At 55.7% G+C, this 21577-nt stretch carries 15 protein-coding genes; 7 read left to right on the top strand and 8 right to left on the bottom strand.

Annotation, left to right across the window (positions count from 1 at the left end):
• The first annotated feature begins 7 nt into the window (after positions 1-7).
• Positions 8-1312 carry a YhfT family protein gene (locus tag OGV50_RS19120; RefSeq protein ID WP_024131010.1) on the top strand — a complete coding sequence of 435 codons (1305 nt, stop codon included), beginning with the start codon at positions 8-10 and terminating at the stop codon, positions 1310-1312.
• A gap of 12 nt (positions 1313-1324) precedes the next feature.
• Complete coding sequence (locus OGV50_RS19115) at positions 1325-2407, top strand: aminotransferase class I/II-fold pyridoxal phosphate-dependent enzyme (RefSeq protein ID WP_200093184.1); 1083 nt, start codon at positions 1325-1327, stop codon at positions 2405-2407.
• Positions 2408-2588: 181 nt separating this feature from the next.
• Here the strand turns inward: OGV50_RS19115 and OGV50_RS19110 are convergent, their stop codons facing one another.
• The 7 genes from OGV50_RS19110 to tsgA all read right to left on the bottom strand — a co-directional run bounded on the left by OGV50_RS19110 (position 2589) and on the right by tsgA (position 15758).
• Positions 2589-2759: a YhfL family protein gene (locus OGV50_RS19110; protein WP_012135480.1), complete on the bottom strand. Its 171-nt coding sequence runs from the start codon at positions 2757-2759 to the stop codon at positions 2589-2591.
• Between the two features lie 209 nt (positions 2760-2968).
• On the bottom strand, positions 2969-8497 hold the full coding sequence (locus tag OGV50_RS19105; RefSeq protein ID WP_286488740.1) for a pectate lyase-fold domain-containing protein: 5529 nt from the start codon (positions 8495-8497) through the stop codon (positions 2969-2971).
• A gap of 327 nt (positions 8498-8824) precedes the next feature.
• Positions 8825-10198, bottom strand: coding sequence for a siroheme synthase CysG (gene cysG, locus OGV50_RS19100; RefSeq protein WP_286450959.1), 1374 nt, complete (start codon positions 10196-10198; stop codon positions 8825-8827).
• Positions 10199-10209: 11 nt separating this feature from the next.
• Positions 10210-11019: a nitrite transporter NirC gene (nirC, locus tag OGV50_RS19095; protein ID WP_012135477.1), complete on the bottom strand. Its 810-nt coding sequence runs from the start codon at positions 11017-11019 to the stop codon at positions 10210-10212.
• Positions 11020-11335: 316 nt separating this feature from the next.
• Positions 11336-11662: a nitrite reductase small subunit NirD gene (gene nirD, locus OGV50_RS19090; RefSeq protein WP_012135476.1), complete on the bottom strand. Its 327-nt coding sequence runs from the start codon at positions 11660-11662 to the stop codon at positions 11336-11338.
• A complete protein-coding gene (nirB, locus tag OGV50_RS19085) occupies positions 11659-14202 on the bottom strand; it encodes an NADPH-nitrite reductase large subunit (protein WP_058668184.1) in 2544 nt (847 codons plus the stop codon). Before nirB ends, nirD begins: the two co-directional genes overlap by 4 nt.
• Before the next feature lie 374 nt (positions 14203-14576).
• A complete protein-coding gene (tsgA, locus tag OGV50_RS19080; RefSeq protein ID WP_101744209.1) occupies positions 14577-15758 on the bottom strand; it encodes an MFS transporter TsgA in 1182 nt (393 codons plus the stop codon).
• A gap of 280 nt (positions 15759-16038) precedes the next feature.
• On the opposite strand from tsgA, the gene ppiA reads away from it, so the two are divergent.
• The 5 genes from ppiA (at position 16039) to argD (ending at position 19363) form a co-directional block, all read left to right on the top strand.
• Positions 16039-16611 (top strand): peptidylprolyl isomerase A, encoded by a 573-nt coding sequence (gene ppiA / locus OGV50_RS19075; protein WP_012135471.1) that lies wholly within the window; start codon positions 16039-16041, stop codon positions 16609-16611.
• Positions 16612-16717: 106 nt separating this feature from the next.
• Positions 16718-16885, top strand: a complete 168-nt coding sequence (gene ficA / locus OGV50_RS19070; protein ID WP_012135470.1) for a FicA/YhfG family antitoxin — start codon at positions 16718-16720, stop codon at positions 16883-16885.
• On the top strand, positions 16875-17477 hold the full coding sequence (locus tag OGV50_RS19065) for a putative adenosine monophosphate-protein transferase Fic (RefSeq protein ID WP_012135469.1): 603 nt from the start codon (positions 16875-16877) through the stop codon (positions 17475-17477). Before ficA ends, OGV50_RS19065 begins: the two co-directional genes overlap by 11 nt.
• A 31-nt stretch (positions 17478-17508) precedes the next feature.
• Complete coding sequence (gene pabA / locus OGV50_RS19060; RefSeq protein ID WP_153257915.1) at positions 17509-18072, top strand: aminodeoxychorismate synthase component 2; 564 nt, start codon at positions 17509-17511, stop codon at positions 18070-18072.
• Between the two features lie 73 nt (positions 18073-18145).
• Entirely contained in the window at positions 18146-19363 is a 1218-nt protein-coding gene (gene argD / locus OGV50_RS19055) for a bifunctional acetylornithine/succinyldiaminopimelate transaminase (protein WP_049008673.1), read from the top strand.
• 112 nt (positions 19364-19475) lie between these two features.
• On the opposite strand, the gene OGV50_RS19050 is transcribed toward argD, so the two are convergent.
• Positions 19476-21563, bottom strand: coding sequence for a YccS/YhfK family putative transporter (locus OGV50_RS19050; RefSeq protein ID WP_012135464.1), 2088 nt, complete (start codon positions 21561-21563; stop codon positions 19476-19478).
• Between the last annotated feature and the right edge of the window lie 14 nt (positions 21564-21577).

The following is a 21577-nucleotide window of genomic DNA, read 5'->3' as shown; positions in this document are numbered from 1 at the left end:
CATGCTTATGGAGCTGTATATTCAGATTCTGGTGGTGGCCTGCCTGACGGGGATGACGTCGCTACTGGCGCATCGCTCAGCCGCCGTTTTCCATGACGGAATTCGCCCGATCTTACCGCAGCTGATCGAAGGCTATATGAACCGCCGGGAGGCGGGGAGTATCGCGTTTGGTTTGAGTATCGGTTTTGTGGCGTCGGTGGGGATCTCATTTACCCTCAAAACGGGGCTGCTTAACGCCTGGCTGCTGTTTTTACCTACCGATATTCTTGGCGTACTGGCGATCAATAGCCTGTTGGCGTTTGGGCTTGGCGCTGCCTGGGGCGTGCTGATTCTGACCTGTCTGCTGCCGGTGAACCATCTGCTTACCGCCTTGCCGGTTGATGTGCTGGGGAGCCTTGGCGAGCTGAGTTCCCCGGTTGTCGCCGGTTTTGCGCTGTTCCCGCTGGTGGCGATTTTTTATCAATTCGGCTGGAAACACAGTCTTATCGCTGCGGTTGTGGTGCTGATGGCGCGTGTCCTGGTGGTGCGCTACTTCCCGCACCTGAACCCGGAATCGATTGAGATTTTTATCGGCATGGTGATGCTGCTGGCGATTGCGATTACGCACGACCTGCGCCACCGTGGTGATGAGGAGATGGATACCAGTGGGTTATCCGTCTTTGAGGAGCGCACCTCCCGCATTATTAAAAACTTACCGTATATCGCGATCGTCGGCGCGTTGATTGCGGCGGTCGCCAGTATGAATATTTTTGCCGGCAGCGAGGTGTCGATCTTTACCCTTGAGAAAGCTTATTCCGCTGGCGTTACGCCTGAAGAGTCGCAGACCTTGCTTCATCAGGCGGCGCTGGCGGAGTTCATGCGCGGGCTTGGCTTCGTGCCGATGATCGCCACAACGGCGCTGGCGACGGGCGTGTATGCGGTGGCCGGTTTTACCTTTGTGTATTCCGTGGGCTATCTGGCGCCGAATCCGTGGATTGCCGCCATCCTGGGGGCGGTCGTGATTTCTGCGGAAGTGCTGCTGTTGCGCTCGATTGGGAAGTGGCTTGGACGCTACCCGTCGGTGCGCAATGCGTCGGACAATATCCGTAACGCGATGAATATGCTGATGGAAACCGCGCTACTGATCGGCTCTATTTTTGCGGCGATCAAGATGGCGGGTTATACCGGCTTCTCGATTGCGATTGCTATCTACTTCCTCAACGAGTCGCTGGGGCGTCCGGTGCAGAAGATGGCCGCGCCGGTCGTGGCCGTAATGATTACCGGTATCTTGTTGAATATTCTCTACTGGTTCGGTCTGTTTATTCCGGCCTGAGGAGGCGTCTAAATGAAAACCTTCCCCCTGCAAAGCCTGACGCTCGCAGAGGCGCAGCAGAAGCAGTTTGCGCTGGTGGACACGGTGTGTCGTTATTTTCCGGGCGCGGATTTTTTAAAGGGTGGCGATCTGGGGTTAAGTCCGGGGCTTAACCAGCCGGGAACCACCCGGCAAGTGGAAAAGGTGCTGGCGGAGGCGTTTCATGCTGAGGACGCGGTGCTGGTGCAGGGCGCGGGAACCGGCGCGATTCGGGCCGGGCTGGCTGCGCTGCTGAAACCGGGGCAACGCCTTCTGGTGCATGATGCGCCGGTTTATCCCACAACGCAGGGGATCGTCGAGCAGATGGGGATTGTGCTTGTCAGAGCGGATTTCAACGATCTGGCGACGATAACGCAGGTTATCGCAGAGCATCATCCCCATGCGGCGCTGGTGCAACATACGCGTCAGCAACCGCAGGATTGCTATTCTCTGGCCGGGGTGCTGGCGGAGCTTGCGCGATGCGGCGTCCCCACGCTGACCGACGATAATTATGCGGTGATGAAAGTGGCGCGTATTGGTTGTGAATGTGGGGCCACGCTGTCCACGTTTTCCTGTTTTAAACTCTTCGGGCCTGAAGGCACCGGCGCGGTGGTGGGGGAGGCGGAAGCCATCGCCAGAATACGTGCGACGATGTATTCCGGCGGCAGCCAGATTCAGGGCGCGCAGGCGCTGGCGGTGCTTCGTGGCCTGGTTTTCGCGCCAGTGATGCACGCTGTGCAGGCTGGGGTGACGGAACGTTTACTCGCCTTGTTAAACAGTGGAACCGTGCCGGAAGTGAAGCAGGCGGTGATTGCGAATGCGCAATCGAAAGTGTTGATTGTGGAGTTTCACCAGCCCGTTGCCGAAAAGGTGCTGGAGGAGGCGCAAAAGCGCGGGGCGTTGCCTTACCCGGTGGGCGCGGAGTCCAAATATGAAATCCCGCCATTGTTTTATCGCCTTTCCGGTACGTTTCGTGCGGCTCGTCCGGGTCTGGCGCGTTATGCGATTCGTATTAATCCCAACCGCAGCGGCGAAGAAACGGTGTTACGTATTTTGCGGGAAAGCCTGTGTGCCTGATGGCACAGCACCGTAGGCCGGATAAGGCGTTTGCGCCGCCATCCGGCGTGTGTATGTGTGTGCGAAAGCCTGATGGCGCTGCGCTTATCAGGCCTACAACGGTTCGGCATCGTGATGGCAAACACACATGAAAAAACCGGGGAATCCCCGGTTTTTTTGTATCGTGCGACAACGGTTTCGATTATTGATCCGCGGCCGGGCCGCAACCACCAATAATTTTTGAAATAGAGATTGCCGGGTGAAGTAAATAATCGTAACTGCAATCATTCTTTTTGTTTTCGATATGACCCGTACACGCGGTGAGCGTAGCCAGCATCCCTGCCACAACGGCAATCTTTGCAATTTTAAACATGACAAAATCCTTGTAAATAAAACAATTTTAATTGTATGAGATAAATGGAAAAATCCATTTTGCGGACGTTACCATATCAATTAATAAGGGAGCGAGGTAGTCCAGATAAGGACTTCTTATTCTGCGGATAATATGCTTTGCGTAGATTCAGCATAATAAAAAACGGCCTGGAGATGATGTATATTCTCCAGGCCGTGGCGTTTATTTAATTAACGGAATGTTTTCTTAAAGTTCAGCATAAAGCCTTTATCGCTGATGCCATCTTCTTTCCACTGATAAGCGTCGAGATGCAGGCTGCTGTCCTGGGCGCTGTACTTCACGCCCATCGTTGCCAGACCGTTCAGACCGCCGCCTTTCTGGCCGTCGTCAACGCTAAAGCGCTGGTCGCTTGCACCCGCCAGCGTGGCGCTACGCTGGCTTTTCGTGTAGCTCAGGTTCGGGCCGCCTTCCAGCGTGGCGCTTGCGCTCCAGCCGTTTTCCCCGGCGTAGTCCATTTTCAGGCCAAGCACGGAATCTACGGCCGTTTCGCTGCCGCTGTTCATCGACAGGTTGAAGTCCCCGGCGCTGCGCTCTTTGTAACCTTCTTCCATTGTGTGACGCAGCTTAACGCCCGCATACGGCGTGATTTTCAGCGCATCGTCCATCAGGTTAAAGGTTTTTGCCCCTTCGCTGCGGAACTCCATGTACTGCTGACGGGCGTCAGAATCCGCCACTTTATTGACATCGCCATAGGCGACAGAGCGGCTGCTGTCGAGGTTATGCACGTCATAACGCAGGCTGTTGTTCCAGGCCAGACCCTCATTAAAGGTCATGCTGTGCTTCAGGCCGAAGAACTGGCTGTAGCCGCCGGTCACTCCGTTGTCGCCCGCTTTCTGCGAACCGTCGCCGTCCAGACGCGCAATACCGTATTCCAGCGTCAGGTTCTGGCTGGCGGTCAGATCCAGCGTCTGGCGCAGCGCCAGCATGTCGTACTGGGTGTCGTTACCCAGTTCGGCACGCGGATCGCCTTTCGCCATCACGTTGAACGCCAGACCGTCTTTCACCTGCGGCGCGGCGTCCGCCAGCATCGTAAAGCGATTGCTGAGTACGCGGGCTTCGCGGAAGACGGTGTTCGCCTGGCTGCCGCTGACCTGTTTCAGGGCGTTGTTCAGCTCTGCGGTCGTGCCAACGTTCAGGCTGTTGTACAGCTCATTGTTGGTATACCCGGCGTCCAGCGCCTGTGCGACGTCGCTGACGGAACTCTCCGTCGCCACATCCGCATAGGCGTTTTTGGTCATGGTGATGTCAACGTTGCCGTCGCCGTCGGTGCTGCCCTGGGCGTTCCACACCACGCTGGTGGAGGTGATATTGTCCGCGCCCTGGATATTACTGCCGGTAAAGGCGTTATCGACCACGACGGTGGTCTCTGCCGTACCTGCGGTAAAGCCGGTATTCACCTTCACGTCGTCGCCAATCACCAGGTTATTCGCTTTCAGCGTACCGGAACTGCCGTCGGCATTGGTGCCCACAATGTAGTTGCTTAACATCTGCGGCGCGTTCGGATCGGCCGGAGGCGCTGGAATATCACCCTGCGTCGGCGCGACAATCGCATCCGGGATCACGATATCCGCCGTACCGTTGTGATCGTCCTGCGTACCCGTAGTGCCAGGGGCGTAGATGCCGCAGCCGGTGTCGCACAGCAGATTCACTTCGCCATTATTGATGATGGTTTTGCTCTGGCCGCCAAACGCGTAAGAGTCATTCGCGTACACGTTGATCACGCCATCGGCGGTGTTGTTGATGGTGGTGGCGTTGCTGTTGCCTTTGATGCCGATAAGTCCGGTGCCGTTGGTTCCGTCTATTTGCCCCTGTTCGGTGCCGACGTTGATGGTGCCGCTGTTGACCAGGTCGATGATATAACTGCTGGTGCCGCCGCTGATCGCCACGGCATTGTCGCCCTGGACGTTAATGGTCCCTTCGTTGCCAAAGCTATAGCCACGGCTGAGGTTGATCAGGGGGGCGTCCGGGTTAATACCATTAATCACGCCGGTTTCCGTGTTCCAGATCCACATCGGGGTGTTGCTGGCATTCGCGGTGGTGATGGCGCTGTAACCGTTGGTGGCGGTAATGGTGCCGCTGTTCACCTGAGCGATGGAACTGTCGGTTCGCGTCATGTTGATGATGGTGTTTTCGCCGCCTTCTACCGCGCTGCCGCTGTTGGTGAGCGTTGCGCCTTCCTGGTTATAAAACGCAAAGCTGCCGTTGATGAGCGATTTGCCATCTTCCGCCACCGTCATATTGCCGGTATTGACGACTTCCTGGGCGTAAGAGGTTCCTGTAATTGAGCCGGTAAAGCTGCCCTCGTTGAACAGGGTGATATCGCCATTAAGCGTCAGGAGGTCAGTGGTCAGGCTGCCGTCTGCGCGGTTGAACAGGCTGTGATACGTACTGATCGTATCGGCATGCATCGTCCCGTGGTTTTCCAGATCGCCTCCGGCATTCATCGCCATATCGCCGTTGATGGTCAGCGTGGCGCCTGCTTCGTTGTACAGCCAGCCGTTAACATCGATATCGCCGTTCAGCGTTTCATTGCCGTAATTCGCCAGCGCTCCGGTGGTGAAAAAGCCCGCTTCTGAAGTTTGGCTATCGCTGTCGCCGCTGCCGGGCAGCGACCGTATCCAGATTTTATCGGTTGGCGTGGAACCCATATGCGGGTCGTTTTCGTCCATCGGGCTGCCGTTCAGGTTGATGGCGCCGTTATTGATGATGTAGCTGCTGCTGTCGCTAAGGAACGCCTGGCCGTAGTCGGCATCAATATTGATGGTGCCGGTGGTGTCGTTCACGACGGTGCCGCCGTTTAATGCGGCCATCCCTACCAGTTGGTTTTCCTCGCCGGTCACACCTTCATCAGCGGTCAGCGTAATAGTACCCTGGTTAACGGCCGTGCCGCCGCTGAGCGCCATCATACCGAACCCGGCGTTGTTGACGGTGATGGTGCCGGTGTTGATGGCCGTGGCGTCACCGTAGCCGATGTCGGTGGAACCAGCAACCATTGCCGAGCTGGTCAAATAGAGGTGTGTCGGCTGCCAGTAGCCTGTGCTGATGATATTGTTTTCATCGTCCAGCGTCGGGATAAAACCGTCCAGATAAATATCGCCTTCGTTTAACGCCGTCCCTACACTGGCACTGACGCCATATGCTCCCGCGCCCTGTAAATGGACGGTCGCTCCTTTATCATTAACGACGCTGCCGCCCTGGGACGCCAGCATGGCGTAAAGCGTGTGGGTATACCATCTTTCCGGGTAGAGATTGATGCCGTCAATGTACTCTGGCGTTTGGTTAGAAAAGAGGGTGATATCGGCCCCCGCTTTGTTGTGTACGACCGCATCTTCGCGATTTGCACGGGTGATGGCAGAACGGTCATCTCCCGTATCGTCACTGCTTCCGTAGACGAGAATATTGCCGCTGTTGCTCGCTTCCGCTCCCTGATCGGCAAGGAGAACGTTGGCCGTTCCGTGGGTGGTAATATCGCCCTGATTTTCAATCGTCGAGCCCTGGCCATGAGCTGACAGCAGGGCTTTATTTCCGACGGAGTAATATGAGTACAGATAGTCGGCGTTCACTTCAATTGTGGCGTCATCGGTAACGAGCAGGGAGCCGCCATTATTAACGTTTGCCAGCGTGGCCTGGCCACCTGAGATAGTGGTCATATCCACGGTAGATTTACCGCTTAGCGTTAACGTGTTGTCACCATCAATGTTGATACCGATAGCTTCAGAGCCAGCAGCCGCTTCGTTTTGGGAAAAGTCGATGTTTATACCACCGGCGACATTCACGGTGTTACCGCTGCCGCTGATATCGAGGCCGACAACGCTCGCATACCCAGAGCTGATATCAGAACTGTCAAGATGGATATTCATCGCGCCATCCAGATTGACCGTATTTTGATTGCCGTTGACGGTAATGCCTTGTAACTGCTCATAGCTTTTAATTTGAGCGTCTTGCGCGTAACTGCCCTCGATGTTCACATTACCCAGAATGGTTGTCGTATTCGTGTCGCCAGAAACGTTAAGACCGGTTGCCCCACGAAATACGCCGCTGCTGTCCTGCACTGAGACAACGTTAATATCGCCCGTCAGACTGACCTGCGATTCAGTACCGCTGATCAGCGTTCCTGTACCGTTAAGGCTGGCGTTGATATCACCTTTGTTGTTGAAGGCGTTTTGTGTACCAGCCACAACGAAGCCGACAGAGCCGTCGTTACGTACGGTGGTGTTGCCGCTGTTTGTGAGTTCGCTTTCTTCGCCGTTGATGGTCAGGCCCGTCGCGCCATTCATAACCAACAGATCGCCATTCTGCGTCATGTCAGCGTTATTGCCCGTAATGGTGGCGATTGTTGAGCCAGCGCCGTCGACAGCCATATTGCCGGTATTGAGTACGCGGGCGTTGTCGCCATCAATGCGCACGCCCGTCGCGCCATCGGCGATGAGCTGATTACCTTCATTAATCACCAGCGCATGATCGCCCTCAATATATAGCCCCGTAGAGCCGGTACCGCGGGTTGTCGAATGGCCTTTGTTATCGACAATAGCATTGTCGCCGGTGATTTTTGCCCCGGTGCCGCCGTCAGAAACGTTTAATTCCCCCTTGTTGATGAGGCGAATGTTATTGCCGTTAATGATGGAACCGGTAGAACCTGCGCCGCTAATGCTGGAAGTCCCCGCATTATCAATGAGGGTGTTATCACCATCGATAACGATGCCCGTACCGCCGCCGCTGATGGTGATATCGCCGGAGAGCGAGGTCGAGGTGCCATTGCCGGAAATTAACGCCCCGGTAGCGCCATCTACCGTACTTTTGCCTGAGATAGCGTTAGTGGTGCCGTCGCCGCTAATGACCAGGCCAACTGCGCCATTGGTCACGATGGAATCCCCGTTCAGCGTATTACGGGTGTTATCGCCCGAGATAATGACGCCGGTACGATTTTTCCCGCCGATATCCAGTTCGCGATCGGTGGTGTGCGTATTGCCGTCTCCGGTGACAACCTGGGTATTGTTATCCGCGAGGATCAGATAGCCCCGGCTGTCGTACTTCCAGTAAAAGCCGTTGGCCTGAGCGCCTTCAATCACGGCCGCGTTGCTGTCGGTAACGTTCCAGCCGGAAATCGCCAGCGTTTTGCCGTCCTGGGTGGTTAACTGCCACTGCGCGTCTTGTTCGGAATAACTGAGCGTGGCTTCGCCGAGGTGCTCGCCGTTATCCAGTTTGATGTCGTCGAAGTGCAGGGTGTCTGTGCCTTTATCCAGCGTCACCTGATTGCTGAAGGTCGTCACGGACGTGTCGTCAGGCGGTACTGGCGTATCACCGCCATCATCAGGCGGTGTGACGTCGCCGCCATCATCGGGAGGCGTTGGGGTGACATCTCCGCCGTCATCCGGCGGCGTTGGGGGAACGTCGCCCCCGTCGTCTGGCGGAACTGGCGTTGTTGAATGGTGGTGAGAGTCGCCGTCGCTGTGATTGCCAATGGCGATGCCCGCCGCCAGAGCCGCTACGCCGCTGGCGACCCATGCCCAATGGTTATCCTGCCCGGCTTCTGCCGTCAGACATTTCGCCGGTAACTTATTGCGTTCCGCCTGAGATAACGACGAAATATTTACCGGACATTCTTTCTCATCTTCTGTATTCTCTGCCGCAATTGCCGGGCAGTAATATGTTTGCAGTGCAATCGCAATACCCACTGCAAGGAGTTTTTTCCTTTGCATAAACATAGTTGCCATCCTGTAAATAAAATAAGAAATATAAGGCGGCCCTGACAGACAACCTTTATTTGCAAAATTAATGAATGGCGCTATTTTGCCACTGACTACCCAGGGGGCGTCAATCCAGCCTTTATTCTGCTGATATTTGTGTGGTGAATTTATTTAGCGAATAAAAAAGAGATAATGGCTGTTTTGTGCGGTATTTTATTGCGTTATTCTTTTTTATATTTACGCAATGAATGGATTTAGCTTATTTAAAGTGTAATGTAAGAATGAATGATCGTTAAAGTGTTAAAAAAAAGATGCCCTGATATAGGGCATCTATATTTATTAATGGTTTGAGAACCAGTTTAGCTTATCGCGTAACGCGACCACCCGACCGACAATAATCAGCGCCGGGCTTTCGACCTGCTTCGCCAGCTCGCCTAATTGCGCAAGAATGCCGCTGACCACGCGCTGCTTGACGGCCGTACCGTTTTCAACCAGCGCCACAGGCATATCGGCCTGCATACCAAACGCGATCAGCTTCTCCTGAATGGTCGCCGCCTGATTCAGCCCCATATAGAACACCAGCGTTTGTTTCTCCGCCGCCAGGTTTTCCCAGTCCAGCTCGCCGCCCGTTTTCAGGTGCCCGGTGACCAGACGCACGCTTTGCGCGTAGTCGCGGTGAGTCAGCGGAACGCCGGAATAAGCCGAGCACCCGGAGGCCGCGGTAATACCGGGAACAACCGAGAACGGAATGCCGGCGTGGCACAGCGTTTCCAGCTCTTCGCCGCCGCGACCGAAGATAAACGGATCGCCGCCTTTCAGACGCACCACGCGTTTGCCTTTCTGCGCTTCTCGCAGCAGGATCTGGTTAATCTCTTCCTGGGGAACACAGTGATAGCCCGCGCGTTTGCCAACGAACACGCGGTCAGCGTCGCGGCGTACCAGATTCATAATGTCGTCGGAGACCAGGCGGTCATACACCACCACATCCGCCTGTTGGATCTGTTGTAACCCTTTCAGCGTCAGCAGCCCGGCGTCGCCAGGGCCCGCGCCCACCAGCACCACTTCACCACGGTGATCCAGCGGTTCGCTAAGCATCTGCTCGGTGATCTCCGACACCGCTTTCGCATCGGCATTCGCCAGCGACTGCGCGAGCCTGTCGTTGATGAACAGTTTTTCCCAGAAGCGACGGCGCTCGCCCATTGTGGCGAACTGCTTTTTCACCCGCGCGCGGAGCTGGCCGGCGTAATGCGCGACCTGGCCGAGGTGCTGGGGCAGCAAGGACTCCAGTTTCTCGCGCAGCAAGCGTGCGAGAACGGGCGAGGTGCCGCCGGAGGAGACCGCCACCATCAGCGGCGAGCGGTCGATAATGGAGGGCATGATGAAACTGGCGGCTTTTGGCGCATCGACCACGTTGCAGAAAATGCGGCGTGATTCAGCGGCTTCGCTCACCTGCTGGTTCACGGCGTCATCATCGGTCGCGGCGATCGCCAGCCAGCATCCGTCGAGCAGGGATTCTTCGAATGCCCCTTCAACTAACGTCAACATGCCTTCATTTGCCCACACGGTGAACTGCGGAATAAACGCCAGCGCGTTGACCGTTAATCGAGCGCCTGCTTCCAGCAGTAACCGCGCTTTGCGTTCTGCGACATCGCCACCGCCGACGAGCAGACAGTCACGATTGCGTAATTGACAAAATATAGGCAAATGGTCCACGACATTACCTCTTAATTATTGGCAGTAGCTTCAGTTTGATTGATTTTTGCCGGAGCCGGACGCTCCGCTTTTGGCGTAGCATACCAATAACCTAATCCCATGAATACGACACCGGACAAAGTATTGCCGAGAGTCACCCACAGCAGGTTATGACCAATTCCCGCCAGCGTGTAGGCGTCGCCGTGATGGCCGAACCAGGAGAGGGCGAACAGCGTCATGTTGGCGACGGAGTGCTCGTAGCCGGACGCGATGAACGCCAGCAGACACCACCAGATAGCGAGGAATTTCGCCGCGCCTTCAGTACGAATCGCCATCCAGATCGCCAGGCAAACCAGCCAGTTGCACAGCGCGCCTTTAAAGAACAGTACCGTGGCGGGCGCGGTGGTTTTCGCCAGCGCAACCGTGTGAACGATGCTGGTATCGACCGGCAGCAGACTGCCGCCGCCCCAGCTATACAGCAGCGCGACGAACACGGAGCCCACCAGGTTGCCCAGCCAGGTTTGCGGCAGAATCGCCCACATCTGACCGTGGCTGATGGTGCCCGCTTTTACGCCGAGCGTCAGGAACATGGTGTGGCCGGTAAAGAGTTCAGAACCGGCGATGATCACCAGCGTTAAGGCGATGCCGAAGGTAGCGCCCATCACCAGTGGGCGAACGGAAGGGTCAAGCAGGTTGCCGAGGGTAAAAATAAGAATGATGCCGAGACCGACGTAGGCACCGGCCATTGCGGAACTCACCCAGAAACCGAGCGGATTATTTGCCGACAGGCGTGCAATGCGCGCAGCGTTAGCCGCACACTTGTTAATAGTGTCTGTAAACATTTGATTATCCTTGAAGTAAAAACAATAAAATTAAAAAAGAAATCGTAAAACCGTAGGCCGGATAAGGCATTTATGCCGCCATCCGGCGGTGTTTTTGCCTGATGGCGCTACGCTTATCAGGCCTACAAAATCGGGCCTGTAACCATTTGATTGTCCTTGAAGTAAAAACAATAAAAATCGTAAAACCGTAGGCCGGATAAGGCATTTATGCCGCCATCCGGCGGTATGTTTGCCTGATGGCGCTGCGCTTATCAGGCCTACAAAATCAGGCCTACAAAGACGTCAAAAAGGGAGGCGTTGCGCCTCCCCAAATTCATCAACCGCGCAGTTGCACCACGCCGTCTTTCACGCGAGCTTCGTAGTGCGCAACGGAATGGCTTTCATCTTCCATGCACAGACCGTCGCTCAGACGGAAACGCTGTTTTTTCAGCGGGCTGGCAACCCACAGTTCGCCCTGATGCTCGGCAATCAACCCGCGCGACAGCACGCTGGACTCAAAAAACGGGTCGATGTTGCTGATCGCGAACACCTGGTCGCTGTGATATGGACGGAAAATGGCGACCTGCTTTTCGCCTAACAGCGCGCAGACGCCGGTTTCCGGCAGAATGTCATCGATTTTGCAGATGTTTTTCCACTGGCTCATGCGTTTTCCTCCACCAGAGTTACCGGAATGCGTTCGTACGGCGTTGCCGGACGATGCTGTTCACGCTCAGGAACCACCTGAACATTCGGGTCGCGCTTATCGCTGTTGATAAAGTGTCTGAAACGAACCTGCGCAGACGGTGTATTCACGGTCTCCGTCCACTCGCACACCACCGCTTCACGCAGGCGGGTCATCTCTTCTTCCAGATGCGCGTTCAGGCCCAGTTTGTCGTCGATGATGACCGACTTCAGGTAGTCGATGCCGCCTTCCAGGTTATCTAACCACGGTGCGGTACGGGTCAGTTTGTCGGCGGTACGGATGTAGAACATCATGAAGCGGTCGAGGTATTTAACCAGCGTTTCGCGGTCGATATCCGCCGCCAGCAGGTCCGCATGACGCGGTTTCATCCCGCCGTTGCCGCAGACATACAGGTTCCAGCCTTTTTCCGTGGCGATAATCCCCACGTCTTTACCCTGGGCTTCCGCACATTCACGGGTACAGCCGGAGACGCCAAATTTCATTTTGTGCGGGGTACGGATGCCTTTGTAGCGGTTTTCCAGCTCGACGCCGAAGCCGACGCTATCGCCCACGCCGTAGCGGCACCAGGTGCTGCCCACGCAGGTTTTCGCCATACGCAGCGCTTTGGCATACGCGTGACCGGTTTCGAAGCCCGCTTCAATCAGCTGACGCCAGATTTCCGGCAGATCGTCTTTCTGTGCGCCGAACAGACCGATACGCTGAGAACCGGTAATTTTGGTGTACAGGTTAAACTCACGCGCGATGCGACCTACGGCCACCAGACCTTCCGGCGTGATTTCGCCGCCCGCAGAACGCGGGATCACGGAGTAGGTGCCGTCTTTCTGGATGTTCGCCAGGAAGTTGTCGTTGGTATCCTGTAGCGGGGTGTGCTGTGGCTTCAGAATGTATTCGTTCCAGCAGGAGGCCAGCAGAGAACCGACGGTCGGTTTACACACTTCGCAGCCGTAGCCTTTACCGTGTTTCGCCAGCAGTTCTTCAAAGGTTTTAATGCCTTCCACGCGGATGAGGTGGAACAGTTCCTGACGCGAGTACGCAAAGTGCTCACACAGGTTGTTGTTCACTTCAATACCCTGTTTCGCCAGTTCGGCGTTCAGAACCTGAGTAACCAGCGGAATACAGCCGCCGCAGCCAGTACCGGCTTTGGTTTCCGCTTTCAGCGCCGCAACGGTGTGGCAGCCTTTGTTGATGGCGGCGACCAGCATCCCTTTGGTGACGTCAAAGCAGGAACAGATTTGCGCGCTGTCCGGCAGTTTATCAACGCCAATGGAAGGCTTACCGCTGCCAGAATGTGCCGGCAGGATCAGCGAGTCCGGGTTTTCCGGCAGTTCAATCGCGTTCAGCACCAGTTGCAGCAGGTTGCCGTAATCGCTGGTATCGCCCACCAGCACCGCGCCGAGCAGGGTTTTGTTGTCTTCGCTGACGATGAGGCGTTTGTAGACCTCTTTGCTTTCGTCGAGGTAAACGTAGCTACGCGCGCCCGGCGTGCGGCCATGCGCATCGCCAATGCCGCCGACGTCCACGCCCAGCAGCTTCAGCTTGGCGCTGAGGTCTGCGCCTTCAAACACGTTTTCGGTTTCGAGGATGTGGTCAACGGCAACCTGCGCCATTTTGTAGCCAGGCGCAACCAGACCGTACACGCGGTTGTTCCAGCTGGCGCATTCGCCAATCGCGTAGATATCCGGGTCAGACGTCTGGCAGGCGTCGTTAATCACGATACCGCCGCGCTGAGCGACGTCCAGGCCGCACTGGGTGGCCAGTTTGTCACGCGGGCGGATACCGGTAGAGAAAACGATGAAATCGACTTCCAGCTCGCTACCGTCGGCAAAACGCATGGTTTTACGCGCTTCGGTGCCTTCCTGAACGATCTCTTTGGTGTTTTTGCTGGTGTGTACGCGTACGCCCATGCTTTCGATTTTACGGCGTAGCTGCTCGCCGCCCATCTGATCCAGCTGTTCTGCCATCAGCATGGGGGCAAATTCGATAACGTGGGTTTCGACGCCTAAGTTTTTCAGCGCGCCAGCGGCTTCCAGACCCAGCAGGCCGCCGCCGACCACCGCGCCGCGTTTGCTGCGACGGGCGCAGGCTTCAATGGCGTTGAGATCTTCAATGGTACGGTAAACAAAGCAGTCCTGGGTTTCGGAACCTTTAATTGGCGGGATCCACGGGTAGGAGCCGGTCGCCATGATCAGTTTATCGTAATAGACCGTACGACCCGCGCTGGAGTGGATGACCTTCTCCTGACGGTTGATCGTAATGGCGCGTTCGCCGACCAGAACGTTAACGCCGTGCTTCTCATAAAAGCCTTCACGCACCAGAGACAGCTCTTCAGCGGTGTGGTGGGAGAAGTAGGAAGACAGGTGGACACGGTCGTATGCTTTGCGGGGTTCTTCACAGAACACGGTAATGTCAAAATTGGCAGCGTCGGATTTATCAAGAAGGTCCTCAATAAAGCGATGGCCGACCATACCATTACCGATAATAGCGAGTCTGACTTTGCTCATTTTTGCCTCGATTTCTTTTCTATTACTGCCTACCTTAACGATTCAGCAACCCCGCTTATTGATGTAAATCAAATTCGGCCTTATATACTCCTTAAGAGGTATATTGCTGATTTGTCAGCATTTTTATAAGTCACGGAATTGTCAGACATTTCGTTGTTGTGCAAATAACGTACAAAATGAGGGGTTATTAGCGTAAGAAGGTCTACCTCTAAAGAATGCGAGGTCTACGCCGTCAGGAGGAGGGGGAAATTGCGCGAAAAAGCAGGGTTAAAAAGCCGGATGGCGGCTGACGCCTTATCCGGCCTACAAGTCATGCGTAGGCCCGGTAAGCTTGCGCCACCGGGCAAATCACCAGCCTTATCCGGCAATCATCATCAGTGCGCTGCTGGCACGTTATGCTGGCGATGACGGGTAACAAACCCGAGGATAAAGCACATCACAAACACCACGGCATACAGGCCGTTTGCGGTGAGCAACGCGGCCTGTGGGCCGCTGTGCGCCACGATTGGGCCTGTCACCACGAAGGTCAGCATGGTGCCAATGGTGCCGCAGGTCAGCACAAAGTTAACCAGCTTCGGCGACGGCACTTTGGTTTGCTGCGAACCCAGCGTAATGATTGAGGTGTAAATGGCGCTGGAGAAGAAGCCGAGAGTCAGAATAAACCACGCCATATGCTCCGGCTGGGCCTTAATGAACAGGTACATCAGCACCGCCGCCAGACCCGCCAGTACCGTCAGGATACGTTGCAGATCAAAGAAGCGCAGAATGAAACTGAAGGCCCACATGCCGAACATGTACGACATCCAGAAATCGCTGACCAGCGTACCGGCGTCGTTCAGGCTCATGCCCAGACCTTTGGCGTATTCCGGCACCCAGGAGATGAAACCTAACTGACCGAGGATGTAGCACAGCGCGGCGATGGACAGGAACAGAACGCCAATGCCCCATTTCTCTTTTACCACCGGCGTTTCCGTTTTCTGCGCGTGTTTACCCAGCGCCGGAAATTCGCAGCCGAAGGTCAGGATGAAAATCGCCACGTAGACCAGACCGATGCAGGCGTATACCCAGTACCACTCAATGCTGCGCGCCAGCAGGTAAGCGGCGACCATCGGGAAGATCATCCCGGCCATACTGAAGAAGGAGTCGGTGAACAGCAGGCGAGAACCACGTTGACGGCCTTCATACATCTGGGTGATCAGGAAAGTACCGATCGACATGGTGATACCGCTCACCAGACCCAGTACAAACATTGCCGCAGAGAAAAGCGCCAGGCTATGGCTGAGCATCAGCCCCGCCACGGCCAGCACCATCAACACAAAGCCAAAACGCAGCTGCGTTTTCAGCGGGATAATTTCCATCAGCCAGGCATTCAGGAAAATAGAGATCAGGATACCGGCGTTAAGAAAGGTGAATGTGTTACTCATACTGGAAACGGGCAGGTTGAAATACTCTGCAATGTTTCCCATCACCATCCCGGTGACAATTACCAACGCGCCTGTCAGGGCGTAGGAGAGAAAGCTAATCCATGTGAGCTTGATGCGATTGCTGTTAGTCATGACTGGCCTGTGTATAGAGGTGTAAAGCGCGTTGACAGCGCCGTGAGCGGGCAGATTTTAGGCGTTTTAGTGATGTATTTAAATGTTTATTAGCAATTACTGTAAGCGTTACATTTTTTAACGTGACATTGATCACATTAATATACCGAAAAGCACAACAAAATCGTAAGGTTACATTTGTTTCAGATACGTAAAATTAGGTAAAGGGCTGGCCTGCTCCTTGAAGGCTCTTTAGAATCAATCTACTTGCTTTTGTTACTGCTCTCGTTAAGGAAATCTCATGCTCAAATCGACTCTGGCGGCTGTTGCAGCTGTTCTCGCTCTTTCTGCTCTCTCTCCTGTAGCGTTGGCAGCGAAAGGTGACCCACATGTTCTGCTGACGACCTCCGCCGGAAATATTGAACTGGAACTGAATAGCCAGAAAGCGCCAGTTTCAGTGCAAAACTTTGTCGATTATGTCAACAGCGGTTTCTATAACAACACCACGTTCCACCGTGTGATCCCCGGCTTTATGGTGCAGGGCGGCGGTTTTAACGAGCAGATGCAGCAAAAGAAACCTAACCCGCCGATCAAGAACGAAGCGGACAACGGGCTGCGCAACACCCGTGGCACCATTGCGATGGCGCGTACCGCAGATAAAGACAGCGCAACCAGCCAGTTCTTTATCAACGTTGCCGACAACGCCTTCCTGGATCACGGCCAGCGCGATTTTGGCTACGCCGTATTTGGTAAAGTTGTGAAAGGGATGGATGTCGCTGACAAAATCTCCCAGGTGCAGACGCACGATGTCGGCCCTTACCAAAATGTTCCTTCAAAACCGATAGTTATCCTTTCCGCCAAAGTCCTGCCGTAATGGCATTCTGCGCGGGCCAGTAATGCCCGCGCGATTCCTGACCTCTGCGTAACCTGAATTTGCTGCTTATACTTGTGGCAAGTGCAGGCACATTCAGGGAGGTCTCGTGAAAAAACTCACCGATAAACAAAAGTCTCGCCTCTGGGAACAACGACGAAATATCAATTTCCAGGAGAGTCGACGTCTGGAAGGGGTGGACATCCCGTTAGTTACCCTGACCGCCGAAGAAGCACTGGTGCGCCTGGCAGAATTAAGGAGGCACTATGAGCGATAAGTTTGGTGATGGACGCGACCCCTATCTGTATCCCGGACTGAACATCATGCGTAACCGCTTAGGCATCCGGCAGGTTCAGCGTCTGGAGCAGGCGGCGTATGAACTGACCGCACTGCGTGCCGCGACGATTGAACCTGGCCCCCTGGTGCGCGGACTGCCTCACCTGCGCGCCATTCATCGTCAGCTGTATCAGGATGTTTTTGACTGGGCCGGACAACTGCGCGAGGTCGATATATATCAGGGAGATACCCGTTTTTGCCATTTTGCCTACATCGAAAAAGAGGGCAACGCCCTGATGCAGGATCTGGAAGAAGAGGGGTATCTGGTCGGGCTGACGAAAGAGAAATTCGCCGATCGTCTGGCGCACTACTACTGTGAAATTAACGTGCTGCATCCTTTTCGTATCGGCAGCGGACTGGCGCAGCGCATCTTCTTTGAGCAACTGGCGCTCCACGCCGGTTATATCCTGAGCTGGAGCGGCATTCAGGTGGCCGAATGGAGCCAGGCGAACCAGAGCGGCGCGATGGGCGACCTGTCGGGATTACAGGCAATATTTCGTAAAGGGGTAAGCGAAGCCCAGGAAACTGAGTAGAATAGCGCGGTTCTTACGTACCGGAGCCGCCATGATTCTGCTGATCGACAACTATGATTCGTTTACCTGGAACCTTTATCAGTATTTCTGCGAACTGGGCGCTGATGTCCTGGTCAGGCGAAATGACGCGTTGACGCTGGCGCAAATTGACGCGCTGAATCCGCAAAAAATCGTGATCTCGCCGGGGCCCTGTACGCCGGATGACGCGGGTATCTCCCTGGCGGTAATCCGCCATTATGCCGGGCGCCTTCCCATGCTCGGCGTCTGTCTTGGACACCAGGCGATGGCGCAGGCCTTTGGTGCGACGATCGTGCGGGCGGCTAAAGTGATGCACGGTAAAACCTCTCCCGTCACCCATAACGGCCAGGGCGTTTTTCAGGGGCTATCGAACCCGCTCACCGTCACGCGCTATCACTCGCTGGTGATCGATCCTGAAACGCTTCCCGCCTGCTTTGACGTTACGGCCTGGAGCGACACGCAGGAAATTATGGGGATTCGCCACCGGGAGTGGGATCTGGAAGGGGTGCAGTTCCACCCGGAAAGTATTCTGAGCGAGCAGGGACATCAACTGCTGGCTAATTTCCTGTCGCGCTGATTTGTGGTTGCTATCCAGTGATTTTTTATGCATATTTTATGACTGAAATTTCATTTAGCTGGATGGGCATAAGATGGCAACTGAACAAACTGCAATTACGCGCGCGACTTTCGATGAAGTTATCCTGCCGATTTATGCACCGGCAGAGTTTATTCCGGTAAAAGGCAAGGGCAGCCGGGTCTGGGATCAGCAGGGTAAAGAGTACGTTGATTTCGCGGGTGGGATTGCAGTTACCGCCTTAGGGCATTGCCATCCGGCGCTGGTGGACGCGCTGAAAACGCAGGGTGAAACGCTGTGGCACACCAGCAACGTTTTTACTAACGAACCTGCGCTGCGTCTGGGGCGTAAGCTTATCGACGCGACCTTCGCCGAGCGCGTGCTGTTTATGAACTCCGGCACCGAAGCCAACGAAACCGCCTTCAAACTGGCGCGCCACTATGCCTGCGTGCGTCATAGCCCGTTTAAAACCAAAATCATCGCCTTCCATAACGCCTTTCATGGCCGCTCGCTGTTTACCGTTTCCGTTGGTGGTCAGCCGAAGTATTCCGACGGATTTGGCCCTAAACCGGCGGATATCATCCATGTTCCTTTCAACGATCTGCACGCGGTGAAAGCGGTGATGGATGACCATACCTGCGCGGTGGTGGTGGAGCCGATCCAGGGAGAAGGCGGCGTCACCGCCGCAACGCCAGCGTTTCTGCAAGGCCTGCGCGAGCTGTGCGATCGGCATCAGGCGCTGCTGGTGTTTGATGAAGTTCAGTGCGGTATGGGGCGCACCGGCGATCTGTTCGCCTATATGCACTACGGCGTGACGCCGGATATTCTTACCAGTGCGAAAGCGCTGGGCGGCGGCTTCCCGGTCAGCGCTATGCTGACCACGCAGGAGATTGCGTCCGCGTTCCACGTTGGGTCGCACGGTTCCACCTACGGCGGCAACCCGTTGGCCTGCGCCGTTGCCGGAGCCGCGTTCGATATCATCAATACGTCTGACGTGCTGAGCGGCGTTCAGACTAAACGCGAGCGGTTTGTTCAGCATTTGCAGAAGATTGACGAGCAGTATGACATTTTCAGCGATATTCGCGGCATGGGGCTGTTGATTGGCGCGGAACTGAAGCCGCAGTACAAAGGCCGGGCGCGGGATTTCCTTTATGCTGGCGCGCATGAAGGCGTTATGGTGCTGAATGCCGGGCCGGATGTCATGCGCTTTGCCCCGTCGCTGGTGGTGGAAGAGGCGGATATTGACGAAGGGATGCAGCGTTTTGCGCAGGCGGTGGCGAAAGTGGTTGGCTGATTGCCGGATGGCGGCGCAAGCGCCTTATCCGGCCTACGGAGAAAATGCGATTTGTAGGCCGGATAAGCGTAGCGCCATCCGGCAAACAACAAACAACAAACAGCAAACAACGTCAACCCTTCATATCCCGTAACCGGCGACTAAGCCAGATGCCATGATGCGGGCGCTGGCGCCATGCCACTGACGAAATGGTGTGCATGGTATTCAGGTGCCCCAGCACGCGTTGCAGATGCTGTTCCAGCGTGCTGAGTGGCCCGTGGGAGAGCATCTCCGATGACTCCAGAATATTCACATCCCCGGAACCGCCCGGCGCGTCATACTCCAGCCGCTGCTGACAGCGCTGGAGCGCAATTTCGCAGGATTCCAGGTAGCGCTGCGCCAGATCCGGCGTCAGCATCGTATGCTCGCGCGCCAGCGTGGTCATGGCGTTGACGTGCTCAACGATAAACTGACTGTGCGTTACCCACAGTTTCATATCTTCCAGATAGTGCGTGTTAAACCCCGGTTCCTGCATCGCCTGATTCAGCGAGTTAAACAGCGTATTGTGCGCCTGGTTCACCCGCATTCGCTGGTACGCCAGCGGCGTTGGCTGCGGGTCGTTGCTGAGGATCAGCCGAATGGCCTCCTGGTCCGCTTCCAGCGCGTCGTGGGCATTCTTACGCAAAAGGCCGCTTTGCCACTGCGGCCAGAGCCAGACCATCCCGCCAAAAGCAATCAGGCAACCAATGACCGTATCAATAAATCGCGGCACGATGAACTGTTCGCCGTTGAGCGTCAGCAGTTGCAGGGTATAGACCGCCGTCACCGTAAAGCCAACCGTCGCCCAGCCGTAGTTTTTGCGAATGGTCAGATAGCTCACCAGCGTAATGATCAGCATTAATGCCAGCGTGTAGCCTTCAGGAATGCGAAAGTGCAACGTGACGCCCGCCACCACCAGACCGGCCAGCGTACCCGCCGAACGGTGCAGAATGCGTACGCGCGTCGCGCCGTAGCCGTTTTGCGTGACGAACAGGATGGTCATCAGAATCCAGTACGGCTTGGGCAGATGTAAGGCGCTGCCCATCAGACTGGCGATACTTAACATGACGCTGATTCGCCCGGCGTTGCGCAGCGCGGGCGATTTAAACGATAAATAGCTTTTCAGCGCGGGCAGCAGCGGCAGGCGACGCTGTTTATCGGCCATCAGGTCGCGTGCGTACAGCGGACGCTGAGTGCGTAATACGCGGGCAATACGGCTAAAGTGCCAGTAGCAAAACTGCCCGACAGGGTTTTCCGGGTGCTGATTGGCGATTTTTTCCAGCGCGCCAGTCTGCTTCTCCATCGAAAAACGGCTGGGCAGACGGTGATACAGGATGTCATCCGCGATGATGCGCAGGCGGGCGGCGACGGTTTGCGCATTCCAGCGAATAACCTGTTCTGCGTGACTGCGCTCCACCAGCTTCTGAACCTCCTCCGGCTGATGCAAACTGACGGAGATATGCTCCTGTAAGTCCAGCGCTTCCTGGAAGGCGCGCAGCAGGCGCTTGTAGTCATTATTGTGCTGGGCCGACAGCATGTGCATCTGCTGGTAACACTGGGTAATGAGATCTACCGCTTTCTGCTGGCGCACCAGCAGAGGCGGCAGCGCTTTTTCTGGATCGATATGCTGCGTGAGCAGGCTGTATTTGGCCTCGCAGTAGTCGGCCAGCTCGCGATACAGCAGGCTGAGCGACTCGCGCAGCGGCTGTTCGCGCCACAGCCAGAACCAGAACCAGTTAAACAGCCCATACCATAGCGTGCCGAGCGCGTAGATGAGCAGCGGCTCCCAGACCGGCATGTTCCCCGCCAGGCTTAGCGTGAAAATGGCGGCAATCAGTGAAGCGGGCAGCAGCCTTGCATGCAGCGGGCTGATTTCTGCCGTGACGCCGAGCAGCAGCGTCAGCCCAGTGAGGATCAGCGGCAGGGGGATGTCGCGCGCCAGCAGCAGTTGTGTAATCAGGCTGCATCCGGCAAACAGCGATCCGCCGATGATTAAGCGTTTGAAAAAGCGTTTATGCGGGGTATCAAGACCGGCAATGTTGCAGCAGGCGGGAACGAGCGAGAACAGCAGTCCCAGGTGCAACTGGCCGATGATCAGGCCGATAGCCACAGGCAGGCACAGCACCAGCGTTTGCCGTAGTGCGTAGTTGATCTCAGGATGGTAAATCAGTCTTCGCCACATCGGTGCAAACAAAA

The organism is Citrobacter sp. CK180 (assembly GCF_030333655.1).
Lineage (GTDB): Bacteria > Pseudomonadota > Gammaproteobacteria > Enterobacterales > Enterobacteriaceae > Citrobacter_B > Citrobacter_B koseri.
The sequence above is the reverse complement of the archived record's forward strand: the minus strand, read 5'-3'. Positions and strand labels throughout refer to the sequence as shown.

Bases quoted from the DNA above. Each gene is read 5' to 3' on its own strand.
- OGV50_RS19120 (WP_024131010.1), top strand. From the start codon at position 8: ATGGAGCTGTATATTCAGATTCTGGTGGTGGCCTGCCTGACGGGGATG.
- OGV50_RS19115 (WP_200093184.1), top strand. From the start codon at position 1,325: ATGAAAACCTTCCCCCTGCAAAGCCTGACGCTCGCAGAGGCGCAGCAG.
- OGV50_RS19110 (WP_012135480.1), bottom strand. From the start codon at position 2,759: ATGTTTAAAATTGCAAAGATTGCCGTTGTGGCAGGGATGCTGGCTACG.
- OGV50_RS19105 (WP_286488740.1), bottom strand. From the start codon at position 8,497: ATGCAAAGGAAAAAACTCCTTGCAGTGGGTATTGCGATTGCACTGCAA.
- nirC (WP_012135477.1), bottom strand. From the start codon at position 11,019: ATGTTTACAGACACTATTAACAAGTGTGCGGCTAACGCTGCGCGCATT.
- nirD (WP_012135476.1), bottom strand. From the start codon at position 11,662: ATGAGCCAGTGGAAAAACATCTGCAAAATCGATGACATTCTGCCGGAA.
- nirB (WP_058668184.1), bottom strand. From the start codon at position 14,202: ATGAGCAAAGTCAGACTCGCTATTATCGGTAATGGTATGGTCGGCCAT.
- tsgA (WP_101744209.1), bottom strand. From the start codon at position 15,758: ATGACTAACAGCAATCGCATCAAGCTCACATGGATTAGCTTTCTCTCC.
- ppiA (WP_012135471.1), top strand. From the start codon at position 16,039: ATGCTCAAATCGACTCTGGCGGCTGTTGCAGCTGTTCTCGCTCTTTCT.
- OGV50_RS19065 (WP_012135469.1), top strand. From the start codon at position 16,875: ATGAGCGATAAGTTTGGTGATGGACGCGACCCCTATCTGTATCCCGGA.
- pabA (WP_153257915.1), top strand. From the start codon at position 17,509: ATGATTCTGCTGATCGACAACTATGATTCGTTTACCTGGAACCTTTAT.
- argD (WP_049008673.1), top strand. From the start codon at position 18,146: ATGGCAACTGAACAAACTGCAATTACGCGCGCGACTTTCGATGAAGTT.
- OGV50_RS19050 (WP_012135464.1), bottom strand. From the start codon at position 21,563: ATGTGGCGAAGACTGATTTACCATCCTGAGATCAACTACGCACTACGG.